Source organism: Thiomonas sp. TH-17 (assembly GCF_057473305.1).
This window is the reverse complement of sequence record NZ_JBYCKI010000021.1, coordinates 1-19,652: the sequence shown is the minus strand read 5'-3', so window position 1 is coordinate 19,652 and position 19,652 is coordinate 1. Positions and strand designations below refer to the sequence as shown.

The following is a 19,652-nucleotide window of genomic DNA, read 5'->3' as shown; positions in this document are numbered from 1 at the left end:
GGCACATGCGTGGCGCACACGCTCTTGCACTTGCCGCAGCGCAGGCAGTCCTTCACCGAGGCGCTGATCGCCCCGATGTCACTTTGCTGCATGATCAGCGACTCGTGTCCCATCAAGTTGAAGCTGGGCGTGTAGGCATTGCGCAGATCGGCGGGATACGCCGGATCGTCGAGCAACTTGCCTTTGTTGAAACGCCCTTCGGGATCGACTTCGCGCTTGTACGCACGAAACGCGCCGATCTCGGCCTCGGTGAGGAACTCCAGCTTGGTGATGCCGATGCCGTGCTCGCCCGAGATCACCCCGCCCAGGCTGCGCGCCAGCGCCATGATGCGGGCCACCGCATCGTGCGCTTGCTGCAGCATGGAGTAATCGTCGGAGTTGACCGGGATATTGGTATGCACATTGCCGTCGCCCGCGTGCATGTGCAGCGCCACCCACGCGCGGCTCTTGAGCACGCGCTGATGAATGGCGTCGATCTCGCGCCGCAGCGGCTCGAACAAGCCGCCGGAAAACACCGCCGCCAAAGGCTTGCGCAACTCGGCCTTCCAAGAGGCGCGCAGAGAATGATCCTGCAGCAGGTGGAACAGCGTGCGGTCTTCGGTATTTGCGCCCGCAGGCAGCGCCAGCAATGCGGGCGATGCAGACAACAGCGCGCGCTGTGCATCGGGCAGTTCCGCCAAAGGCAGATCGAGCTGATCGAGATAGAACGACCAGCGCGCATGCACCGCGGCCAGCAGTTCCAGCGCCTGGGCGCGCTTGGCCTCCAGGTCTTCCTTGGACAGCGCGGGCTCGCCATCGGCCAGCTCTTCGTTGCGCGCCAGCGGCAGTGCGCCGCGCAGCGCCCGGTCGATCTCGGCCACCAGCGCCAGCTTGTTTTTCAGCGACAGCTCGACGTTGATGCGCTCGATGCCGTCGACATATTCGCCCATGCGCGGCAGCGGAATGACCACGTCCTCGTTGATCTTGAAGGCATTGGTGTGGCGGGCAATGGCCGCGGTGCGCTTGCGGTCCAGCCAGAATTTTTTGCGCGCTTCTGCGCTCACCGCAATGAAGCCTTCGCCCACCCGCGCATTGGCCATGCGCACCACTTCAGAGGCGGCGCGGGCCACGGCGGCTTCATCTTCGCCGACGATGTCGCCGAACAGCACCATCTTGGGCAGAGTGCCGCGGGCGCTCTTGGTGGCATAACCCACGGCCTTGAGGTAACGGTCGTCCAGATGTTCCAGGCCCGCCAGAATGGCGCCGCCCGGCCGCGCGTCGAGAAAGGTCTTGATCTCGACAATGCTGGGAATCGCCTCTCGCGCCTGGCCGAAAAATTCCAGGCAGACGGTGCGCACATGCGGCGGCATTTTGTGCAGCACCCAGCGGGCGCTGGTGATGATGCCGTCGCAGCCTTCTTTCTGCACGCCCGGCAGGCCCGCGAGGAATTTGTCGGTCACGTCCTTCCCCAGACCCTCCTTGCGGAACTGCGCGCCGGGAATTTCCAGCAGCCGCTGCTCCAGCAAGGTCACGCCGTCGGCCGCCAGGGTGCGCACCTCGAAGCGGGCCACGTCCACATCGTGAATCTTGCCGAGGTTGTGGTCGAGGCGCTGCACCTCCACCCAGCGGCCCTGCGGATCGACCATGCGCCAGGAGGCGAGGTTGTCGATGGCCGTGCCCCACAGCACGGCTTTTTTGCCGCCCGCATTCATCGCCACATTGCCGCCCACGCAGGAGGCGTCGGCCGAAGTCGGATCGACCGCGAACACCAGTCCGGCGGCGTCGGCCGCGTCGGAGACGCGCTGCGTCACCACCCCGGCCGGGGTCTGGATGGTGGGCACGGGGCGGGCCACGCCGGGCAGTTCGAGGTATTCGACCGCACCGATGCGGTCGAGCTTTTCGGTGTTGATCACCGCGCTCTTCCACACCAGCGGAATGGCGCCGCCGGTATAGCCGGTGCCGCCTCCGCGCGGAATGATGGTCAGCCCCAGTTCGATGCAGCCCTGCACCAGCCCGGCAATCTCGTCTTCGCTGTCGGGACAGAGCACGACAAAGGGATATTCCACCCGCCAGTCGGTGGCGTCGGTCACGTGCGACACCCGCGCCATGCCGTCGAAGCGAATTGCGCCCTGCGCACTGTGTCGTCCCAGCACCTTGCGGGCGCGCTGGCGCAGCGCGGCGGCCTCGTCAAACCAGGCGGCGAAGGCGGCCACGGCGCCACGGGCGCGGTCGAGCAACTGACGCACCAGGGCGTCGCGCTGCGCGTCCGAGCTGCCGCTGTGCGCGCTGTCGTCGCGGCGGCGGTCGATTTCGCGCAGGCGGTGTTCGAGCGCATCGATCAGCGCGGCACGGCGTTTGCGGCTCTGCAACAAATCGTCCTGCAAAAACGGGTTGCGCTGCACCACCCAGATGTCGCCCAGCACTTCGTACAACATGCGCGCCGAACGGCCGGTGCGCCGCTCCTGCCGCAACTGGTTGAGCCAGCCCCAGGCTTGCTCGCCGAGCAGGCGCATGACCACTTCGCGGTCGGAGAAGGAGGTGTAGTTGTACGGAATTTCGCGCAGACGAGGAGCGGCATCGGCCGCGTCTGCGCCCAAGGCGGGCATCAATTCAGGAGCGTGTGAAGCGGGGGCGTTCATCGCAGCGGCGTCCGGCAGGCGGAGCGGGGGAGATAAACCGCCATTGTAGGGAGGCTGTTATTTCCGTATGAGAACAACGCTCAGGGCATTTTCGTGACAAATTTCACGTAAGCGCCGATCGGATGCTGCAACACAACAAACTCGGGAAATCCCTAGCTTCTATGCTGCCCGCATGGAAAATCTCAAACTCGCCGATCTGATGAGCGCCCTCAGTCACGCGCTCGACATGACCGAGGGCCAGCCCGAAGGCCACTGCGTGCGCTGCGCCTGGATCGGCATGTCGGTCGGCCGCGAAATCGGCCTGCCCGCACCGCAGCAATGGGAGCTTTACTACACCCTGCTGCTCAAAGACCTGGGTTGCAGCAGCAATGCCGCCCGCATCTGCGAGCTCTATCTCGCGGACGATCTGCAATTCAAGCGCGATTTCAAACTGCTCGACGGCAGCCTGCCGCATGTGCTGCGCTTCGTACTCGATCACACGGGTCTGCGCAGTGGCCTGGCCGAGCGCTTCAACGCCACGCTCAACATTTTTCGCAACGGCAAAGACATTGCCCAGGAACTCATCCAGACCCGCTGCCAGCGCGGCGCCGACATCGCTCGGCAACTGCGCTTTCCCGAAAACGTGGCGCAAGGCATCCACGGCCTTGACGAACACTGGGACGGCAGCGGCAAACCCGAAGGTCTGACGGGCGACCGCATTCCGCTCTACGCGCGGCTGGCCTTGCTGTCGCAGGTGGTCGATGTGTTCTTCACCGCCAGCGGCCCGGCCGAAGCGCGCGAGGAAGTGCTCCGTCGGCGTGGCGGCTGGTTCGACCCTGAACTGGTCGATGCCTTTCTCGCCCTCTCGGAGCGCGAAGGCTTCTGGCAGACGCTGCGCGACCCCGACCTCGGCAGCCAGGTGCTGGCGCTGGAGCCCGCGCAATGCTGCGTGCCGCTGGACGAAGACTATCTCGACGAAATCGCCGCCGCCTTCGGTCAGATTGTCGACGCCAAGAGTCCCTACACCGCCGGGCACAGCGCCCGCGTGGCGCTTTACGCCGACCACATCGCCACCCAGCTTGACTTCGCGCCCGAGCGCCGCCGCTGGCTGTACCGCGGCGCGCTGCTGCACGACGTGGGCAAGCTCGGCGTCAGCAATGCGGTGCTCGACAAGGCCGGAAAACTCGACGGGGCCGAATGGCAGGCCGTGCAGATGCACGCCACCTACACCGAGCGCATTCTGGGCCGGATCAGCGCCTTCTCCGAACTCGCCCGCGTGGCTGGCGCGCATCACGAGCGGCTCGATGGCACGGGCTATCCGCGCCGCCTCACCGCCGAGCACATCGCGCTGGAAACCCGCATCATCACCACCGCCGACATCTTCGACGCCATTTCCGCCGACCGGCCCTACCGCAGCGCCGTGCCCATCCCGGAAACCCTGCAGATCATGTCCAAGACCGTGGGCACCGCACTCGACCCCCAGTGTTTCGACGCGCTGTGCAAAGCCGTGGATCTGCTGGAGCACCCGATACCGGAACCCATGGCCCTCGCCGCCTGAGGTGCGGCGCTGCTAGGGGAGCACCGCACAGGGAGGCACCGACTCAGCGCTGGGCTGGCATGGCCACATAAATTTCCACACGCCGGTTGGCGGCGCGGCCCTGCGCCGTGGCGTTGCTCGCCACCGGGTTTTGCGGGCCCAGGCCCTGGGTGGTGACGCGCTGGGCCGCCACGCCGCGCGACACGAGGAAGTTCTTCACCGTCAGCGCGCGGTTTTCAGACAGCGGGTAATTGATCGCATCGGTTCCCGTGCTGTCGGTGAAACCGAACACCTGCACGGTTTCAGACGGGTTCTGATTCAGGCCGGTGGCCAGGCTTTCCAGAATGGGATACATGCGTGAATTGAGCTGCGCGCTGCCCGTGGCGAAGCCCGCATCGGCCGGCACGTTCATCTTGAGGCGATTGTCCTGCGTCTGCGTCACCTGCACGCCCGTACCCGAGGCCTGCGCCTGAGCCTGCAAATCCTGCTTCTGCTTCTCGAGATGCTGGTTCCACAAATAGCCGCCCAAGGCGCCCACTGCCGCACCCGCCACCGCGCCGGTTGCCGCGCTCTTGCCGGTGTTGCCGCCCGCCGTCAGGGCGCCGATGATGCCGCCGGCAGCGGCGCCGATGCCCGCACCGGAGGCGGTAGTTCTTTGCGATTCGTTCATGTTCGCGCAACCACCCAACGACAACGCGACGAGGCTGGCGGAGAGAACGACTGCCAGGGTTTTTTGTGACTTCATGAAGGGCTCCTTATGCCAATGTGAAGAGGTCATACCTTGTGACAAGTTTAGACGGGTTGGGACGCGGATGAGGAACTGTGATGTCTATTTTTCAGTCTATTCTTCAAGCATGACAGGGAAGAAAGTCATCTTATGAACAACGCCACTCCCACATCCCCCGCCCGACGCGCTCCAGACCTCCAACCCCACTGGACGGTGGACTGGATCGATTACCCGCGCATTCGCACCGAGTCGATTCACGACAATATCGAACTGTTCTATCTGCTGGCCAGCGCCTCTTTTGTCGAGTCGGGCTCGGAAACCTACACCCGCAATCTGGTCGAACATTTCGACGCCTATCCCCCCATTTCCGACTGGCTGCAGCATCAGTGGGAACCGGAAGAACTGCAGCACGGCCGCGCGCTCAAGACCTATGTGCAGACCGTCTGGCCCGAGTTCGACTGGCAAGCAGCCTACGCCTCTTTTTTCAGCGAATACTCGCGCCTGTGCACCGTCGATGAACTCGAAGACGACCGCGCACTGGAGCTCGTGGCCCGCTGTGTGGTGGAAACGGGCACGGCCACTTACTACCAGACCCTGCGCGATCTGACAAACGAGCCGGTGCTGGCGGAACTGACCGAGCACATCCGCACCGACGAGGTGCAGCACTACAAGCACTTTTACCGCTACTTCAAAGAGATCAACGCCGAGCGCAATCTGTCGCGCGGGCGCATTCTCGGCGCGCTCAAGCGTCGGCTGGCTGAACTGCGCACCAGCGACTCCGACATCGCGCTGCGCCACGTCTGGCTGTTCCAGCCTTACTTTGATGCAGCGGGCGATGTACCTTTCGAGCATATCTGCCAGCGTCTGTACCACCATGTGGGCGCGCGGCTTCCGATGGAGCAGGCGGTGAAGATGCTGCTCAAGCCACTGGCACTGCCGCATCGCATGGAGCATTTGATCGAGCGGCCTTTGACCCACCTGGCACGGCGGGTGATGGCCGCGTGAATTCGGGCGCAGAAGTCCGCCGCGAGCTTTGCAGCCGCTCCCGTTGCACAACAGGTGGATAGCGCTCCGGCACATACCCGAGCACCCTAGTCGGGCAAAGCATTTCGCCCGCTTTCGCCCTTCAGAACCACGGCCTATATTGCGATGGTCAAAGCCGCATCAGGCCCGTTCGCAGTAAGGACCGGGTGTGCAGCGCGGTCAAGTGGCGCAGATGTTCATAACAATCGAGGAGATGCAAGATGCAAAAGTCCCTGCATATCGACCCTGACAAGTGCACGGGTTGCCTGCAATGCGAGATGGCCTGCTCGTATGAGAACTACGGAATTTTCAACACCTCAAAAAGCCGCATCAAGGTGTTCGATTTCCACGAGACTGGCCGCAAGGTGCCCTACACCTGCACCCAGTGCGACGAAGCCTGGTGTCTGCACGCCTGCCCAGTAGAGGCCATCAAGCTAGACGCCGCCACGGGCGCCAAGGTCGTGCTCGAAGATGTTTGCGTGGGCTGCAAGGTCTGCACCATCGCCTGCCCGTTCGGCACGGTGAACTATGTGGCCGATACCGGCAAGGTGCAAAAGTGCGACTTGTGCGGCGGCGAACCGGCCTGTGCCGAAGCCTGCCCCACTGGCGCCATCACCTATGTCGATGCCAGCTGGACCGGGCTGTCGCGCATGCAGCAATGGGCCGACAAGTTGGGCAACCAGAACGCCGCGGCCTGAACACACCCACCCAAAAGGAGACGACCATGACCTGGGCCGGAAAAATTCTGCGCGTGAACCTCACGCAAGGCACCATCAAGAGCGAGCCGCTGAACATGCAGTGGGCGCGCGAGTACATCGGCCAGCGCGGGCTGGCGACCAAGTATTTCGTCGAGGAGGTCGACGCCAAGGTCGATCCGCTCTCGCCCGACAACAAGCTGATTTACGCCACCGGGCCGCTCACCGGCACCATGGTGTCCACCGGCGGGCGCTACTCGGTCATCACCAAGGGCGCGCTCACCGGCGCGATCGCCTGCTCCAATTCGGGCGGTTACTTCGGCGCGGAGCTGAAGATGGCCGGATGGGACATGATCATCGTCGAAGGCAAATCGCCCAAGCCGGTGTATCTCTCCATCGAAAACGACAAGGCCGAGCTGCTCGACGCCTCGCCGATCTGGGGCAAGACCGTGTGGGAAACCGAGCCGTGGATCAAGAACCACCACCAGGATCCGCTGGTTCGCGTCAGCTCCATCGGCCGAGCGGGTGAAAACGGGGTGATGTATGCCGCCATCGTCAACGATCTGCACCGCGCCGCCGGTCGTTCGGGCGTGGGCACGGTGATGGGTAGCAAGAACCTCAAGGCCATTGCCGTGCGCGGCACCCTGGGCGTGGGCAATGTGCGCGACGCCAAGGCGTTCATGGCTGCGGTCAAGGCGGGCAAAAAGGTGCTGCACGACAACGCGGTCACCGGCCAGGGCCTGCCCAAATACGGCACCCAGGTGTTGATGAACGTGATCAACGAAATTGGCGCATTGCCCACGCGCAACCACCGCGAGGTGCAGTTCGAGGGTGCGAAAGACATCTCCGGCGAGGCCATGCACGAGCCGCGCAAAACCGACGGCAAACCCAATCTGGTCACCAACCAGGCCTGCTTCGGCTGCACCATCGCCTGCGGCCGCATCAGCAAAATCGACGAGCACCATTTCAGCGTCGAGAACAAGCCGCAATACTGGGGCGCTTCGGGCGGGCTGGAATACGAAGCCGCCTGGGCGCTGGGCTCGGCCAACGGCGTCAACGATCTGGAGGCGCTGACCTACGCCAACTTCCTCTGCAACGAAGACGGCATGGACCCCATCACTTTCGGCGCCACCGTGGGCGCGGTGATGGAGCTTTACGACATGGGTCTGCTGACCAAGGAACAGCTCGGCGTGGAAGCGCCTTTCGGCTCGGCCAAGGCGCTGACCTACTTCGCCGAAATCACCGCACGCGGCGAGGGCTTCGGCAAGGAACTGGCGCTGGGCAGCAAACGCCTGACGGCCAAGTACGGCCACCCCGAACTGAGCATGAGCGTCAAAGGCCAGGAGTTCCCGGCCTACGACTCGCGCGGCATTCAGGGCATGGGCCTGGCCTACGCGACCAGCAACCGCGGCGCCTGCCATCTGCGCGGTTACACGGTGGCTTCGGAAGTGCTGGGCATCCCGGTCAAGACCGACCCGCTGGTGGCCGACGGCAAGCCCGAACTGGTGAAGGCGTTTCAGGACGCCACGGCCGTGTTCGACTCTGCCGGCATCTGCCTGTTCACCAGCTTCGCCTGGACGCTGGCCGACGTGCAGCCGCAGCTTGCCGCCGCCTGCCTGGAAGAGTTCACCATGGACGAACTGAACACCATAGGCGAACGTATCTGGAACATGGAGCGCGACTACAACAACCGCGCGGGCTTCACCGCCAAGGACGACACCTTGCCGCCGCGTCTGCTCAAAGAGCCCGCCAAGACCGGCCCGGCCAAGGGGCTGACCAATAAGCTGCCCGAGATGCTGCCTCGCTATTACGAGCTGCGCGGCTGGACTCCTGAAGGCACGCTCAAACCCGAAACCCGCACGCGACTCGGGCTTTGACTTGAGCCCCCTCCCCGCGCGTGGGGAGGGTTGTGCGCCTACCACCTCCCCCACGGTTTGGGGAGGTGGTAGGCGGCGTGAGATCGGCTCGGAATCGAGGCAGACAACATGAAGCACCACGTCATCATCGGCAACGGCCCCGCGGGCGTCGTTGCTGCAGAAACCCTGCGCAAACACATCGCCGCCGAAGACACCATCACCCTGATCGGCGACGAAGAAGGGCCGCCGTATTCGCGCATGGCGATTCCCTACCTGCTGCACGGCGACATCACCGAGCGCGGCACCTGGCTGCGCAAAGACCCGCAGCACTTCAGGCAGATCGGCATCAGTCAGCGCCATGCGCGGGTGAAGTCGCTCGACGCCGCGCGCAAAACCCTCACCCTCGAATCCGGTGAAACGCTGTCCTTCGACACCCTGCTGATCGCCACCGGTTCCACGCCGACGCTGCCGCGCATTCCCGGCATCCACGCGCAACGGGTGCATACCTGCTGGACACTGGAAGATGCCCGCGCCCTCACCCAGTTCGCCGTGCCCGGCGCGCGGGTCATCCAGCTTGGTGCGGGCTTCATCGGCTGCATCATCATGGAAAGTCTGGTGCGCCGCCGGGTGCAGCTCACCGTGGTGGAAATGGGCGACCGCATGGTGCCGCGCATGATGGGTGAAACCGCCGGCGGCATGATCCGCGACTGGGTGCAAGGCAAGGGCGTGACGGTGCATACCGGCGCGCGCATCGAGTCCATCGAATCCAATCCAAGCGACATGGCCGCCCCGCTGGCCGTGCGACTTTCCACCGGCGAGCGTCTGCCCGCCGATCTGGTGATTTCGGCCGCGGGCGTCAAACCCAATATCGGCTTTCTCGAAGGCTCTGGCGTGCATTGCCTGCAAGGCGTGCTCACCGATGAACACCTGCAGACCAATGTGCCCGGCATCTTTGCCGCCGGAGATTGCGCCGAGGCGTTTGACATGCTCTACGGCAAGCCGATGGTCAGCGCCATCCAGCCCAACGCGGTCGATCAGGCTTATGTTGCGGCGATGAATATGGCCGGTCGGCGCACTCAGCTGCGCGGGGTCACGCAGATCAACGTGCTCGACACCCTGGGACTGATCTCCAGCAGCTTCGGCCAGTGGCAGGGTGTGAAGGGGGGGCAAGGCGTGGAGCTGACCGACCGGGCGGGATACAAACACCTCAGCCTGCAATTCGAGGGCGATGTGATGGTGGGCAGCAACAGCATTGGCTCGACGCAGCACATCGGAGTCTTGCGCGGCCTGGTCGAAGGCCGGGTCAAGCTCGGCGCCTGGAAAGACCGCCTGCTGGCTGACCCCACCCGCCTGATGGAAGCCTACCTCGCCAGCGCGCAGGCGCAAGACCGTCGCGCCGATGCGGTGCATCATTGAAGGTGATTCACGCACTCATGGATGCGCACTCCTCATCCCCTCATGCCCAGGCCCAGCCCAAGGCTGGCGTGCAAATCACTCTCAAGCTGATGGCCACCCTGACGGACTATCTGCCGCAGCCGCGACAAGGCCATCAGATCACGCTGGATATCGCTCCGGACACCACCATTCAAGACGTGGTGGAGCGCTTTCGCCTGCCCTGGAAGCTGGTGCATCTGGTTCTGGTGAACGGCGTTTACATCGCGCCAGACCAGCGCGACACCCGCGTGCTGCAAGAAGGTGAAACCCTCGCGATCTGGCCGCCCGTCGCTGGAGGCTGAGCACACTTCATGTACGGCCTCGACGCCCCCGCCCATTGCCAACTCGACATGGCCATCACCCGCAGCGCGTTTGCGCGGCAGCTGGCGATGGCGTTCCCCACGCTGCGCACCGAAGGCCCGCAGGCTTATTCAGGGCATGACGCAGGTTGCATTTGGCACATCCGTCTGCATCCTGCCGAGCCCACCCGGCTGGGGCTGATCGTGCTCGAACGCTGGCTGGTCGAGGTGTCGCTCACCGCCGCAGACCCCGCCAAGCGCAGGGCGTGGTGGCAGCAGTTCACCGCCCATTTTCAAAAAGGCGGGGGGTAGAAGCGCCCATCAAGCTCTGCGCATCAAGCTGCACCAGCTCGGCGCTGTGCAGAATGTCTTGCAGAATCTGCGGCGCCTCGAAAACCGCCCGGTTGCGATACGCGGCCACGCGCGCGCGGCTCGCGGCAAGATCGTCGAGAAACGCGGGCAGTGCCGTCTCGATGGCGCGAAAACTCGGCAGCACCAGACCGAAGCCGTTTTCACGCACCCAATCCGTGTTGTAACGCTCCTGCGGCATGGTCCAGGCGTTGCGCGTGACGATTACCGGCAAGCCCAGATGCAGCGCCTCACTCAAGGAGCCGGGCCCCGGTTTGCCGATGAAAAAATCGCCCAAGCGCATCACCTCGGCCACGGCGCTGGTGAAGCCCATCACATGGCGTGGTGCAGAAGCCGACAAGGCGCGCAGCTTGGCCGCCAGCTTGGCGTTGTGGCCGCACATGAAAATGAGTTGCACATCGGGCAGGCGTTCGGCGATGGCCAGCATGCTGCGCGAGCCGTGCCCCCCGAACATCACCACCCCCACCGGACGCTGCGGATCGAAGCCCATCGCCTGCAGTCTCTGCGCCCGGTCGAAATCCGCCGGCTCGGCGTAGAAATCGGGGCGAATGATCATGCCCGAGGTCGCGTGCACTTTCTCAGCGGCGAACCCGGCCTGCAAAGCCTGCTGCACAGCATGCTCCGAGCCGCAAATGAGGTGCTGGTCTTGCCCCTGCTCCATCCAGAAATGTGGCGGAAAATCGGCCAGATCGGTCAACAGGGTCACATAGGGCACGCCGGGCAAAGTGGCGGTCAGGCTCTCAAACAGCGAACGGTTGAAATTGGGAATCAGCGACACCACCAGATCGGGCTCGGTGCGCAGCCAATGCAGCTTGAGAATTTTGAGCAGGGTGGGATGCAGCAGGCGCAACGCCCCTTGCAGCAGTTTGAGTTCGTGCCGCAGACCGATGGTGAGGCCGCGCGCCAAACGGGCGTTGTAATAGTCTTCCGGAGAGAAGGTGTATTTGCGCACCGTGCCCTGCGGGTCGAGCACGTCGGTGAGATTGACCAGCCGAACCTGCCAGGGCAAGCCCGACTGCGCAATGCTTTTTTCCAGGGCCAGGGCCGAGGCGCGGTGACCGCCTCCGGCGTTGAAATAAATCAGATCGATGTTTTTTGTGGGCATGATGTTTCGCTGCGAATCCGAAGATATCCCTTTCATGTGACGAAATTACCACGTCATGGTTTCATAGGACAGCGGTAATTTTGTAAATTTCGCGCAGCCCGGATTGAGAAAGTACGCAAAATCAGGTTCCATATCGTGTGATGACGGAAATAAATCCGCTCTTCACCCCCCCACTTAAGCAAACAGACTTGGAGTCCCCATGAAATTCAAACTTGCCCTGATCGCCGCAGCCGTGCTTTCGCTTGCAGCTTGCCAGAAAGCTGAACAGGCCGCCAGCGGTGCGGCCAGCGCGGCGCAGTCTGCCGCCAGCTCGGCCGTCGCCGCAGGCGCCAGTGCCGCGGGCGCCGCAGCCAGCGCCGCACATGGCGCAGCGACAACTGCCGCCAGCGCCGCCGGTGGCATGGTCGATCACGCGGCCAGCGCCGCGCAAGGCGCTGCGAGCGCGGCCGGACATGCCGTGAGCGGTGCCGCCAGTGCGGCAACGGGCGCAGCGAGCGAGGCAGTGCATTCGGGCGCCGCCGCAGTGTCGGGCGCCGTGTCTGATGCTGCCGACAAGGCCAAGAGCGCAGCTACCGACGCGATGAACACCATGAAAGAGAAAGCCACCGACGCCGCGCATGGTGCGATGGACAAGGCCCACGAAGCCGTCAGCAAACCCTGATCGTTGCCGTGGTCATTGCCGTAAGCTGTCGCGGCTTACGCGGCGGCGTATCGGCATTTCCGTCTCAGGCGGCGAACTTCGGTTCGCCGTTTTTTTTTCGCCTCGCGCCTCACTCCAGATCGGCCTCGGGGTTGTCGAGGCTGAAGACTTCGGCGTTGTCGTCGTAGGCGTACACCTCGGCGTAGCGGCCCCAGTCGATGGCGGTGTCGAGCACGCGGCGGGCTTCGTCTTCGCTGAGGTGATCTTCGAGTTCGGTGAGAAAGCGCGAATCGGGCGCGCGGTGGTTGAAACGCTCGTCGAGCACCGTGCGGATGCGCGCCACCAGCGGCACGCGCTCGATCAGGTGGCGGGCGAAAACCTCCTTGCGCTCCTGCAGACTGCCATCGACAAAGGTTCGCCCAGCAGGCAGCAGCATGATGTCGCCGTCTTCCACCTGAGCGAAACCGAGCAGTTCCACGCCTTCGATCAGCGGAAACAGTTCGTCCACGGAGAAGTGCATGTCTTCGGCCAGTTCGGGCAGGCTGATGCGGGTGTTGGCGCTGCTTTTTTCGAGGGCGTCGAGCTCTTCGAGCAGACCGGCCAGGGCATTGACCGAGAGCGATGGCAGGCGCAGGCCGATGCCCGGCGCCTGTTTGCGCACCGCGTCGCGCCCGGTCGGGCGGGCGGTCATGGCGCCGTAAATGCCCTCGACCAGATCGCGGAACTGCTGCGATTCGCGCTCGCGCGGGTGCGGCAGATCGATGTGCATTTCGCTGATCACCCGCCCGGGATTCGATCCGAGGATGACGATGCGGTCGGCCATGAGCACGGCTTCTTCGATGTTGTGCGACACCAGCAGAATGCCGCGGGTGGGAATCTTGCGCTCCGCCCACAGATCGAGCAGATCGGTGCGCAGGGTCTCGGCGGTGAGCACGTCGAGCGCGGAGAACGGCTCGTCCATCAACAGCACGTCGGGGTTGATGACCAGCGCGCGGGCGAATCCCACGCGCTGGCGCATACCGCCCGACAGCTCGCGCGGATAGGCGGACTCGAAACCGTCCAGGCCGATGAGGTCGATGGCGGCCAGCGCGCGGGCACGGCGTTCGGCCGGCGGCACCTTGAGCGCCTCCAGCCCCAGCTCGACGTTCTGCAGCACCGTCAGCCAGGGAAACAGCGCAAAGCTCTGGAACACCATCGCCAGCCCCGGCACCGGGCCGTCGATCGGCTTGCCGCGATGCAGCGTCGTGCCGCTGGTGGCGGACACCAGCCCGGCCAGGGTGCGCAAGAGGGTGGACTTGCCCGAACCGGAGCGCCCCAGCAACACCAGAATTTCACCGTCGCGCAAATCGAGATCGACGCCGTCGAGAATGACCAGCTCGCCGCCCTCGGGGGTGCGATACGACTTGCGCACCCCGGCGAGATGAAAGATGGGCGTGGCCGACGCGTCCGGCAGCGCGCTGCTCAGGTCTTGGGAAGTGACTGCGTTCATGGAGGTTCCTGGAGAGGCTTGAGGATGGGCCATCAATCGAGCCGCACCCGCGTGGCGGCAATCTTGTAGAGGCGGTGCCAGACCAGACGATTGATGGCGATGACGTACAAGGCCATCACGCCCACACCCAGACCCACCTTCAGCGTCTGCCCCTGCTGGGTGGCTTCGGTGATGTAGGCGCCCAGCCCGGTGGCGATCAGGGTGTGACTGCCCCAGCTCACCACTTCGGCCACGATGCTGGCGTTCCACGCCCCGCCCGAGGCCGTGAGCCCGCCAGTGACGAATCCCGGAAACACGGCGGGCAGATAGAGCTTGCGCCACAACAGCCAGCCGCGCAAACCCAGATTGCGGCCGGCCTCGCGCAAGTCGCTGGGCAGGGCCGAGGCCGAGCCGATGACCGAAAACAGGATGTACCACTGGCTGCCCAGAATCATCAGCGGCGCAGTAAACACATTGACATTGAGGTTCCAGTGCACGATGGCCACCACCACCAGCGGGAACAGCAAGTTGGCGGGGAAGGCGGCGAGAAACTGCGCCACCGGCTGCGCCACGGCCGCCCAGCGCGGACGCAGGCCGACCCAGATGCCCACCGGCACCCAGATCAGCGCCGATATCGCCACCAGCACGAACACTTTGAGCGCGGTGAACGCGCCCAGCAACATCACATGGCCGACCTGCAGCCAGCCGAAATCGCGCGGCAACACCAGAAACAGCGCCACGATCAGGCCGAGGGTGAACAGCACCATGCTGACGACAAACACCCGGTCGCCCCACACAGAAGGCGCGCGCTGTGGCGATTTGTGCAGCGGCACCGCGGGAAGCAGGCGCACGCTCATCTCCCACAGCACGGCGGGCAGCCGGGCCAGACGCTGGGTGAGGCGGGTGCGGCGCAGAAAGTCGAGCACCACCGAACGCGGCGCGTCCACGCTGACGGTGTTGTCCAGACGAAACTTGTCGGCCCAGGCGACGATGGGGCGGAACAGCAGAAAGTCGTACGACAAAATCACCACCACCATGGCCAGAATCGCCCAGCCGATGGCCCCCAGATTCTTGGCCCCGATCGCCGCGGCGATATACGAGCCGATGCCCGGAACCGACACCTGCTGCCCGGCCACGGTGAGCGCCTCGGCGGCCACGACGAAGAACCAGCCGCCCGACATGGACATCATCGCGTTCCACAACAGGCCCGGCGCGGCGTAAGGGAGTTCGAGCTTCCAGAAGCGCTGCCAGGCGTTGAGGCGGTAAAGCGTGGCGGCCTCGGTGAGGTCGCGCGGCACGGTCTTGAGCGATTGATAGAGGCTGAAGGTCATATTCCAGACCTGCGAAGTCCAGACCGCGAAAATCACCGCGAACTGCAGGCCCAGCATGCTGCCGGGAAACAGGGCGATGAAACCCGTCACGGTGATGGACAGATACCCCAGAATGGGCACCGACTGCAGCACATCGAGCAGCGGCACCATCAGCTTTTCGGCGTAGCGATTGTTGGCCGCGATCCAGGCGTAAATCAGGGTGAACACGGTGCTGGCGGCCAGCGCGGCCAACATGCGCAGCACGGTGTAGAGCGCGTACTCGGGCAGGTCGGCGGGGCTGAGCGACAACGCCACGGTCTCGCCCAGATGGAACGGCTGCGCCATCTGCCGACTGGCATGGCCGATGATGAGCAGCATGCCGATGACCAGCGGCAGCGCGATCAGATCGCGACGATTGGGCAGCGGCAGCGCCAGCGGACGAAAATTGAGGGCCATGAATCAGGCTGGACGGTTGAGGCGGGTAGTGACGGGTTGTGAAACTGGCGGCAAAAACAGCCGACTAGTCTAACGAGAGACGCGTGAAATTTCGATCATGCGAGCGTCATCGACTTTACACAGAAGTATCCGGGCATTTCAGCCGCGGGTTGACCGCCCTGCTGCCCCGCCAGGCTCAGCCCCATTCACGCAGGCCATGCACAATGACGCCATGCAAGCCAGAACCTATCTCCGCGTCTCGCTGCTCGCCGCGATCATCGTCATCAGCCTCAAGCTGCTGGCCTGGAAGGTCACGGGCTCGGTGGGCTTTCTGTCGGACGCGATGGAGTCCATCGTCAACGTCGCCGCCGCCGCGTTCGCCCTGTTCATCGTGCGCATCGCCGAGGCGCCGCCCGACGCAGACCACCCTTACGGCCATACCAAGGCGGAGTATTTCTCCAGCGGCGTCGAGGGCCTGCTCATCGGCGTGGCCGCGGTGCTCATTCTGATCGAGGCCGCCCGGCGCCTCACCCACCCGCAACCCATCAGCGACGTGCCGCTGGGCGCGGTGATCTCCGCCGCGGCCACGGTGATCAACCTCGGTGTCGCGCTGTGGATGCTGCGCGGCGCGCGGCGCCTGCGTTCCATCGTCATCGAAGCCGACGCCCGGCACCTGCTCACCGATGTCTGGACCTCCGTGGGCGTGATCGTCGCCGTGCTGCTGGTGCCGCTCACCGGCTGGCTCTGGCTCGACCCGGTGATCGGCATTGTGGTGGCGCTGCACATTCTGCGCGAGGCGTTTTCGCTGGTGAAGCGCTCGGTCGATGGACTGATGGACAAGTCGATGGACGACGCCGACCTCGCGGGCCTGCAGGCCGTGCTCGACCGCTTTCGCTCGCAAGATCTGCGCTTCGATCATGTGCGCACCCGCGTGGCCGGCACCCGACGTTTCGCCTCCATGCACCTGCACATGCCGGGCGGGTGGTCGCTTCAGCGCGCTGCAGACTGCCGTTACGCCGTGGAAAAGGCGCTGATCGAGGCTTATCCCGGCATGACGGTGACCATTGAAATGCTGACCTCCGCACAGGAAAGCCTGCAGGAGGAAAATGCGCAGATGCAGGCTGCGGGAACCGGTAGCCATCCCGTCGCCACGCACAGCGCCCCCTCGCATCCGCACTGAAACCCGACCGCCCTCGTAACCACGTTCCGCCCCGGAGACACTCATGCAACTCACCAGCCCCGCCTTCGCCGATGGTCAGCCGATTCCGCCGCAATACGCGTTTTGCAAGCCGTCGGCGGTCGGCCATGTGGCCCTGTCGCAGAACTTCAACCCGCCGCTGGCCTGGTCGGGCGTACCGCAGGGCGCGCAAAGCCTGGTGCTGATCTGCCACGATCCCGACGTGCCCAGCCGCGCCGACGACGTCAACCTCGACGGCCACACCGTGCCGGCCGATCTGCCCCGGGTGGACTTCTATCACTGGCTGCTGGTGGACATGCCCGCCACCCGCACGCATATCGACGAAAAGGAATTCAGCCGCGAAGTCACCGCGCGCGGCAAACCGGGGCCCGAGTCCATCGACGGCATGCGTCAGGGCGTGAACGACTACACCGCCTGGTTCGCCGGAGATCAGGACATGGCCGGTCAGTATTTCGGCTACGACGGCCCCTGCCCGCCCTGGAACGACAGCCTGCTGCACCACTACATCTTCACGCTGTACGCGCTCGACGTGGCACGCTGCCCAGTGGACGGCGCGTTCAACGGCGCGCAACTGCGTGCGGCCCTCGCCGGGCATGTGCTGGCCCAGGCCAGTCTCACCGGCACCTACACCCTCAACCCCGCCCTGCGCTGATCCATGTCCGATACCCCTGACGCTCCGACCCCCACGCCCCCGCAGAAAAAAAGGGGCATGAATGTGCAGCTCAGCGGGCTGCTGGGCATTGTGCTGGCCATCGTGGTGCTGGTGGGCATCTTCAGCCTGCTGCGTGGCCGCCTGGTGAGCGAGCCGGTGGACGCGCCCCAGCTTCAACTGGCCAATGACAGCCCGTGCATGGCCGATGGCCTCAAGGCGCTGGCCGCCAGCGGCAAACCCATCACCTACGGCCAGTTGGGCGCGCTGAAAAAGCAGTGCGGAGAAGATGGCGAATGATCAGATCGGGTGCAGCGGGCGTGAAACACCGCCCTGCTTCACCCGCCCGAACTGCACCTGCACCCTGAAACCCTGAGCGGTGGCACCCTGCGGCAAATCGCTCAGCGTGATCTCGGCATCATGCTGGCGAGCGATTTCGCGCACGATGGCCAGCCCCAGTCCGCTGCCCTCGCTGCCGTTGTCCAGAATGCGATAGAACGGCTCGAACACCAGCGCACGTTCCGCTTCGGGAATGCCGGGCCCGCTGTCATCCACCTGAAGCTGCACCACGGGCGCACCGCGCGCGTCGTCGGCCGTCGCGCTGCGCAGCCGCAGGGCCACGCTGCCTCCGGGCGGGGTGTAGGTGATGGCGTTGTGCAGCAGGTTCTTGATGAGTTCCTGCAGCAACAAGGCGTTGCCGCGCACCGGCAGCGGCCGCGGGGGGCTGTCGAACTCCAGTTCCAGTTGCTTGTCGAGCGCCAGCATGGCCAGCTCCTGCATGGCTTCTGCGGCGGGCTGGCGCAGGTCGATGGCCTCGAACACGGCGCGCGCCGCGCCGCCCTGATTTTCCGCGCGGGTGAGCGCCAGCAACTGATTCACCAGCCGGGTGGTGCGCTCCACGCTGCGGCCGATCTGCCGCAGACTGGCGCGCAGATCGGCCGGGTCGGTTTCGCGCTGCGCCAGTTCGGCCTGCATGCGCAGACCAGCCAGCGGGGTCTTGATCTGATGCGCGGCGTCGGCGATAAAACGCTTTTGCGTCTGCAGCGACTGCTGCAAGCGGGCGAACAGACTGTTGATCGAATCGACCAGCGGCGCGATTTCTTCTGGCGCATCCTGCTCATCGATCGGGCTGATGTCGTCTGCACGGCGGCGGCGAATGCGCGCCTGCAATTCGTTGAGCGGCGCGATGCCCTGCCCCAGCCCGAACCACACCAGCAAGATGAAAATCGGCACCACGACGAATTGCGGCAGGATGACGCCCTGCACGATGTCGCGCGCCAGCCGGGTGCGCGCTTCCGTGCTCTGCGCCACCTGCACCAGCACGGGGCCGGTCGAACTGTCCCCTGGCTGCACCGGCGGCCAGACCCAGACCCCGGCCAGTCGTGCGCTGTGCGCGCCGATCTCGCTGTCCCGCCAGATCACTGTCAGCGGAGCACTCGCCTGCGCCGGCGGCAAGCTCGCCGGTGCGGGCAGGCCCGTCTCACCCGCCAGCAGCGCACCGGTCTTGCTGCGCACCTGGTAGCCGAGAATGCCGCCCACTGGCGGCTGTCGCAGCGTCTGCTGCCACAGGGCCGACTGCGCCGCGCCCTGCGCGCCTTCGGTCTGCACCTGCGCGGCGAGTTGCAGCAGGGTGTGCTGCAGCGCCGCGTCGTAGGGCTTGGCGGAAATGGCTTGCGCCACCAGATAAGTAATGCCGATGGACAGCGGCCACAGCAACAGCATGGGCGCGAGCATCCAGTCGAGAATTTCGCCGAACAGCGAGCGTGGATGATGCCGACGTTTGCGCCCCGCCGCCCCTTCGGTCGGCTCGCCGGACGGCGAGATTTCAGGCATCGGAACGAGGAGGCTCGGCCGACTCGGCCGAAGGCGCGGCAGCCGGGGCGATTTTCTCCAGGCAGTAGCCCAGACCGCGCACTGTGGCGATGCGCACCGGGCCGACCTCGATCTTCTTGCGCAGCCGGTGCACATACACCTCGATGGCGTTGGTGCTCACCTCCTCCCCCCACACGCACAGGTGCTCGACGAGCTGGTCCTTGCTCACCAGCCGCCCGGCTCGCTGCAGCAGCACTTCGAGCAGGGTGAGTTCACGCGCGGAGAGTTCCACCACATGGCCGTCAAGAGTCACCACGCGGCCGGTGATGTCGTAATGCAGCGGGCCGTGCTGGATGACGGCGCTGGCGCCGCCCATGCCCCGGCGCGACAGCGCGCGCACGCGGGCTTCGAGCTCCTGCAGCGCGAAGGGCTTGGCCATGTAATCGTCGGCGCCGAGGTCGAGGCCGCGCACCTTGTCTTCCACGCTGTCGGCGGCGG

Annotated in this window: 18 protein-coding genes; 11 read left to right on the top strand and 7 right to left on the bottom strand. The window is 64.9% G+C overall.

Annotated features, from left to right (window positions below; genetic code table 11):
* The coding region (locus tag AC2VLV_RS01580; protein ID WP_486988337.1) for a DUF3683 domain-containing protein at nt 1–2,618 on the bottom strand (2,618 nt) is incomplete at its 3' end.
* A gap of 172 nt (nt 2,619–2,790) precedes the next feature.
* Between AC2VLV_RS01580 and AC2VLV_RS01575 the strand changes: the two genes are divergently transcribed.
* Nucleotides 2,791–4,155 (top strand): HD-GYP domain-containing protein, encoded by a 1,365-nt coding sequence (locus AC2VLV_RS01575; protein WP_486988336.1) that lies wholly within the window; start codon nt 2,791–2,793, stop codon nt 4,153–4,155.
* 43 nt (nt 4,156–4,198) lie between these two features.
* On the opposite strand, the gene AC2VLV_RS01570 is transcribed toward AC2VLV_RS01575, so the two are convergent.
* Nucleotides 4,199–4,879: a YiaD family glycine zipper/OmpA-like lipoprotein gene (locus AC2VLV_RS01570; protein ID WP_486988335.1), complete on the bottom strand. Its 681-nt coding sequence runs from the start codon at nt 4,877–4,879 to the stop codon at nt 4,199–4,201.
* Between the two features lie 132 nt (nt 4,880–5,011).
* On the opposite strand from AC2VLV_RS01570, the gene AC2VLV_RS01565 reads away from it, so the two are divergent.
* The 6 genes from AC2VLV_RS01565 to AC2VLV_RS01540 all read left to right on the top strand — a co-directional run bounded on the left by AC2VLV_RS01565 (nt 5,012) and on the right by AC2VLV_RS01540 (nt 10,480).
* Nucleotides 5,012–5,866, top strand: coding sequence for a ferritin-like domain-containing protein (locus tag AC2VLV_RS01565; RefSeq protein WP_486988334.1), 855 nt, complete (start codon nt 5,012–5,014; stop codon nt 5,864–5,866).
* A 239-nt stretch (nt 5,867–6,105) separates the two neighbouring features.
* Entirely contained in the window at nt 6,106–6,582 is a 477-nt protein-coding gene (locus AC2VLV_RS01560; RefSeq protein ID WP_486988333.1) for a 4Fe-4S dicluster domain-containing protein, read from the top strand.
* A 26-nt stretch (nt 6,583–6,608) separates the two neighbouring features.
* The gene (locus tag AC2VLV_RS01555; protein ID WP_486988332.1) at nt 6,609–8,456 is read left to right on the top strand and encodes an aldehyde ferredoxin oxidoreductase family protein; all 1,848 of its coding nucleotides are present in this window, start codon (nt 6,609–6,611) and stop codon (nt 8,454–8,456) included.
* A 108-nt stretch (nt 8,457–8,564) separates the two neighbouring features.
* Nucleotides 8,565–9,851: an NAD(P)/FAD-dependent oxidoreductase gene (locus tag AC2VLV_RS01550; protein ID WP_486988331.1), complete on the top strand. Its 1,287-nt coding sequence runs from the start codon at nt 8,565–8,567 to the stop codon at nt 9,849–9,851.
* 17 nt (nt 9,852–9,868) lie between these two features.
* Nucleotides 9,869–10,171: a MoaD/ThiS family protein gene (locus AC2VLV_RS01545; RefSeq protein WP_486988330.1), complete on the top strand. Its 303-nt coding sequence runs from the start codon at nt 9,869–9,871 to the stop codon at nt 10,169–10,171.
* Between the two features lie 9 nt (nt 10,172–10,180).
* Nucleotides 10,181–10,480 carry a hypothetical protein gene (locus AC2VLV_RS01540; protein WP_486988329.1) on the top strand — a complete coding sequence of 100 codons (300 nt, stop codon included), beginning with the start codon at nt 10,181–10,183 and terminating at the stop codon, nt 10,478–10,480.
* Here the strand turns inward: AC2VLV_RS01540 and AC2VLV_RS01535 are convergent.
* On the bottom strand, nt 10,449–11,642 hold the full coding sequence (locus AC2VLV_RS01535; RefSeq protein ID WP_486988328.1) for a glycosyltransferase: 1,194 nt from the start codon (nt 11,640–11,642) through the stop codon (nt 10,449–10,451). The genes AC2VLV_RS01540 and AC2VLV_RS01535 overlap by 32 nt on opposite strands.
* A gap of 199 nt (nt 11,643–11,841) precedes the next feature.
* Between AC2VLV_RS01535 and AC2VLV_RS01530 the strand changes: the two genes are divergently transcribed.
* Nucleotides 11,842–12,303, top strand: a complete 462-nt coding sequence (locus tag AC2VLV_RS01530; protein WP_486988327.1) for a hypothetical protein — start codon at nt 11,842–11,844, stop codon at nt 12,301–12,303.
* A gap of 109 nt (nt 12,304–12,412) precedes the next feature.
* Here AC2VLV_RS01530 and AC2VLV_RS01525 read toward each other — a convergent pair whose 3' ends face one another.
* A complete protein-coding gene (locus AC2VLV_RS01525) occupies nt 12,413–13,771 on the bottom strand; it encodes an ABC transporter ATP-binding protein (protein WP_486988326.1) in 1,359 nt (452 codons plus the stop codon).
* A gap of 32 nt (nt 13,772–13,803) precedes the next feature.
* A complete protein-coding gene (locus AC2VLV_RS01520; protein WP_486988325.1) occupies nt 13,804–15,516 on the bottom strand; it encodes an ABC transporter permease in 1,713 nt (570 codons plus the stop codon).
* A gap of 211 nt (nt 15,517–15,727) precedes the next feature.
* On the opposite strand from AC2VLV_RS01520, the gene AC2VLV_RS01515 reads away from it, so the two are divergent.
* Genes AC2VLV_RS01515 through AC2VLV_RS01505 form a run of 3 tightly spaced genes read left to right on the top strand, consistent with a single transcriptional unit; the run spans nt 15,728 to nt 17,642 of the window.
* On the top strand, nt 15,728–16,675 hold the full coding sequence (locus tag AC2VLV_RS01515; protein WP_486988324.1) for a cation diffusion facilitator family transporter: 948 nt from the start codon (nt 15,728–15,730) through the stop codon (nt 16,673–16,675).
* A 43-nt stretch (nt 16,676–16,718) separates the two neighbouring features.
* Complete coding sequence (locus tag AC2VLV_RS01510) at nt 16,719–17,345, top strand: YbhB/YbcL family Raf kinase inhibitor-like protein (protein WP_486988323.1); 627 nt, start codon at nt 16,719–16,721, stop codon at nt 17,343–17,345.
* Nucleotides 17,346–17,348: 3 nt separating this feature from the next.
* Entirely contained in the window at nt 17,349–17,642 is a 294-nt protein-coding gene (locus AC2VLV_RS01505; RefSeq protein WP_486988322.1) for a hypothetical protein, read from the top strand.
* On the opposite strand, the gene AC2VLV_RS01500 is transcribed toward AC2VLV_RS01505, so the two are convergent.
* A complete protein-coding gene (locus AC2VLV_RS01500) occupies nt 17,643–19,175 on the bottom strand; it encodes a sensor histidine kinase N-terminal domain-containing protein (protein ID WP_486988321.1) in 1,533 nt (510 codons plus the stop codon).
* Nucleotides 19,168–19,652, bottom strand: a 485-nt coding sequence (locus AC2VLV_RS01495; RefSeq protein ID WP_486988320.1) for a winged helix-turn-helix domain-containing protein, incomplete at its 5' end; no start/stop codon positions are given. The genes AC2VLV_RS01500 and AC2VLV_RS01495, both read right to left, overlap by 8 nt.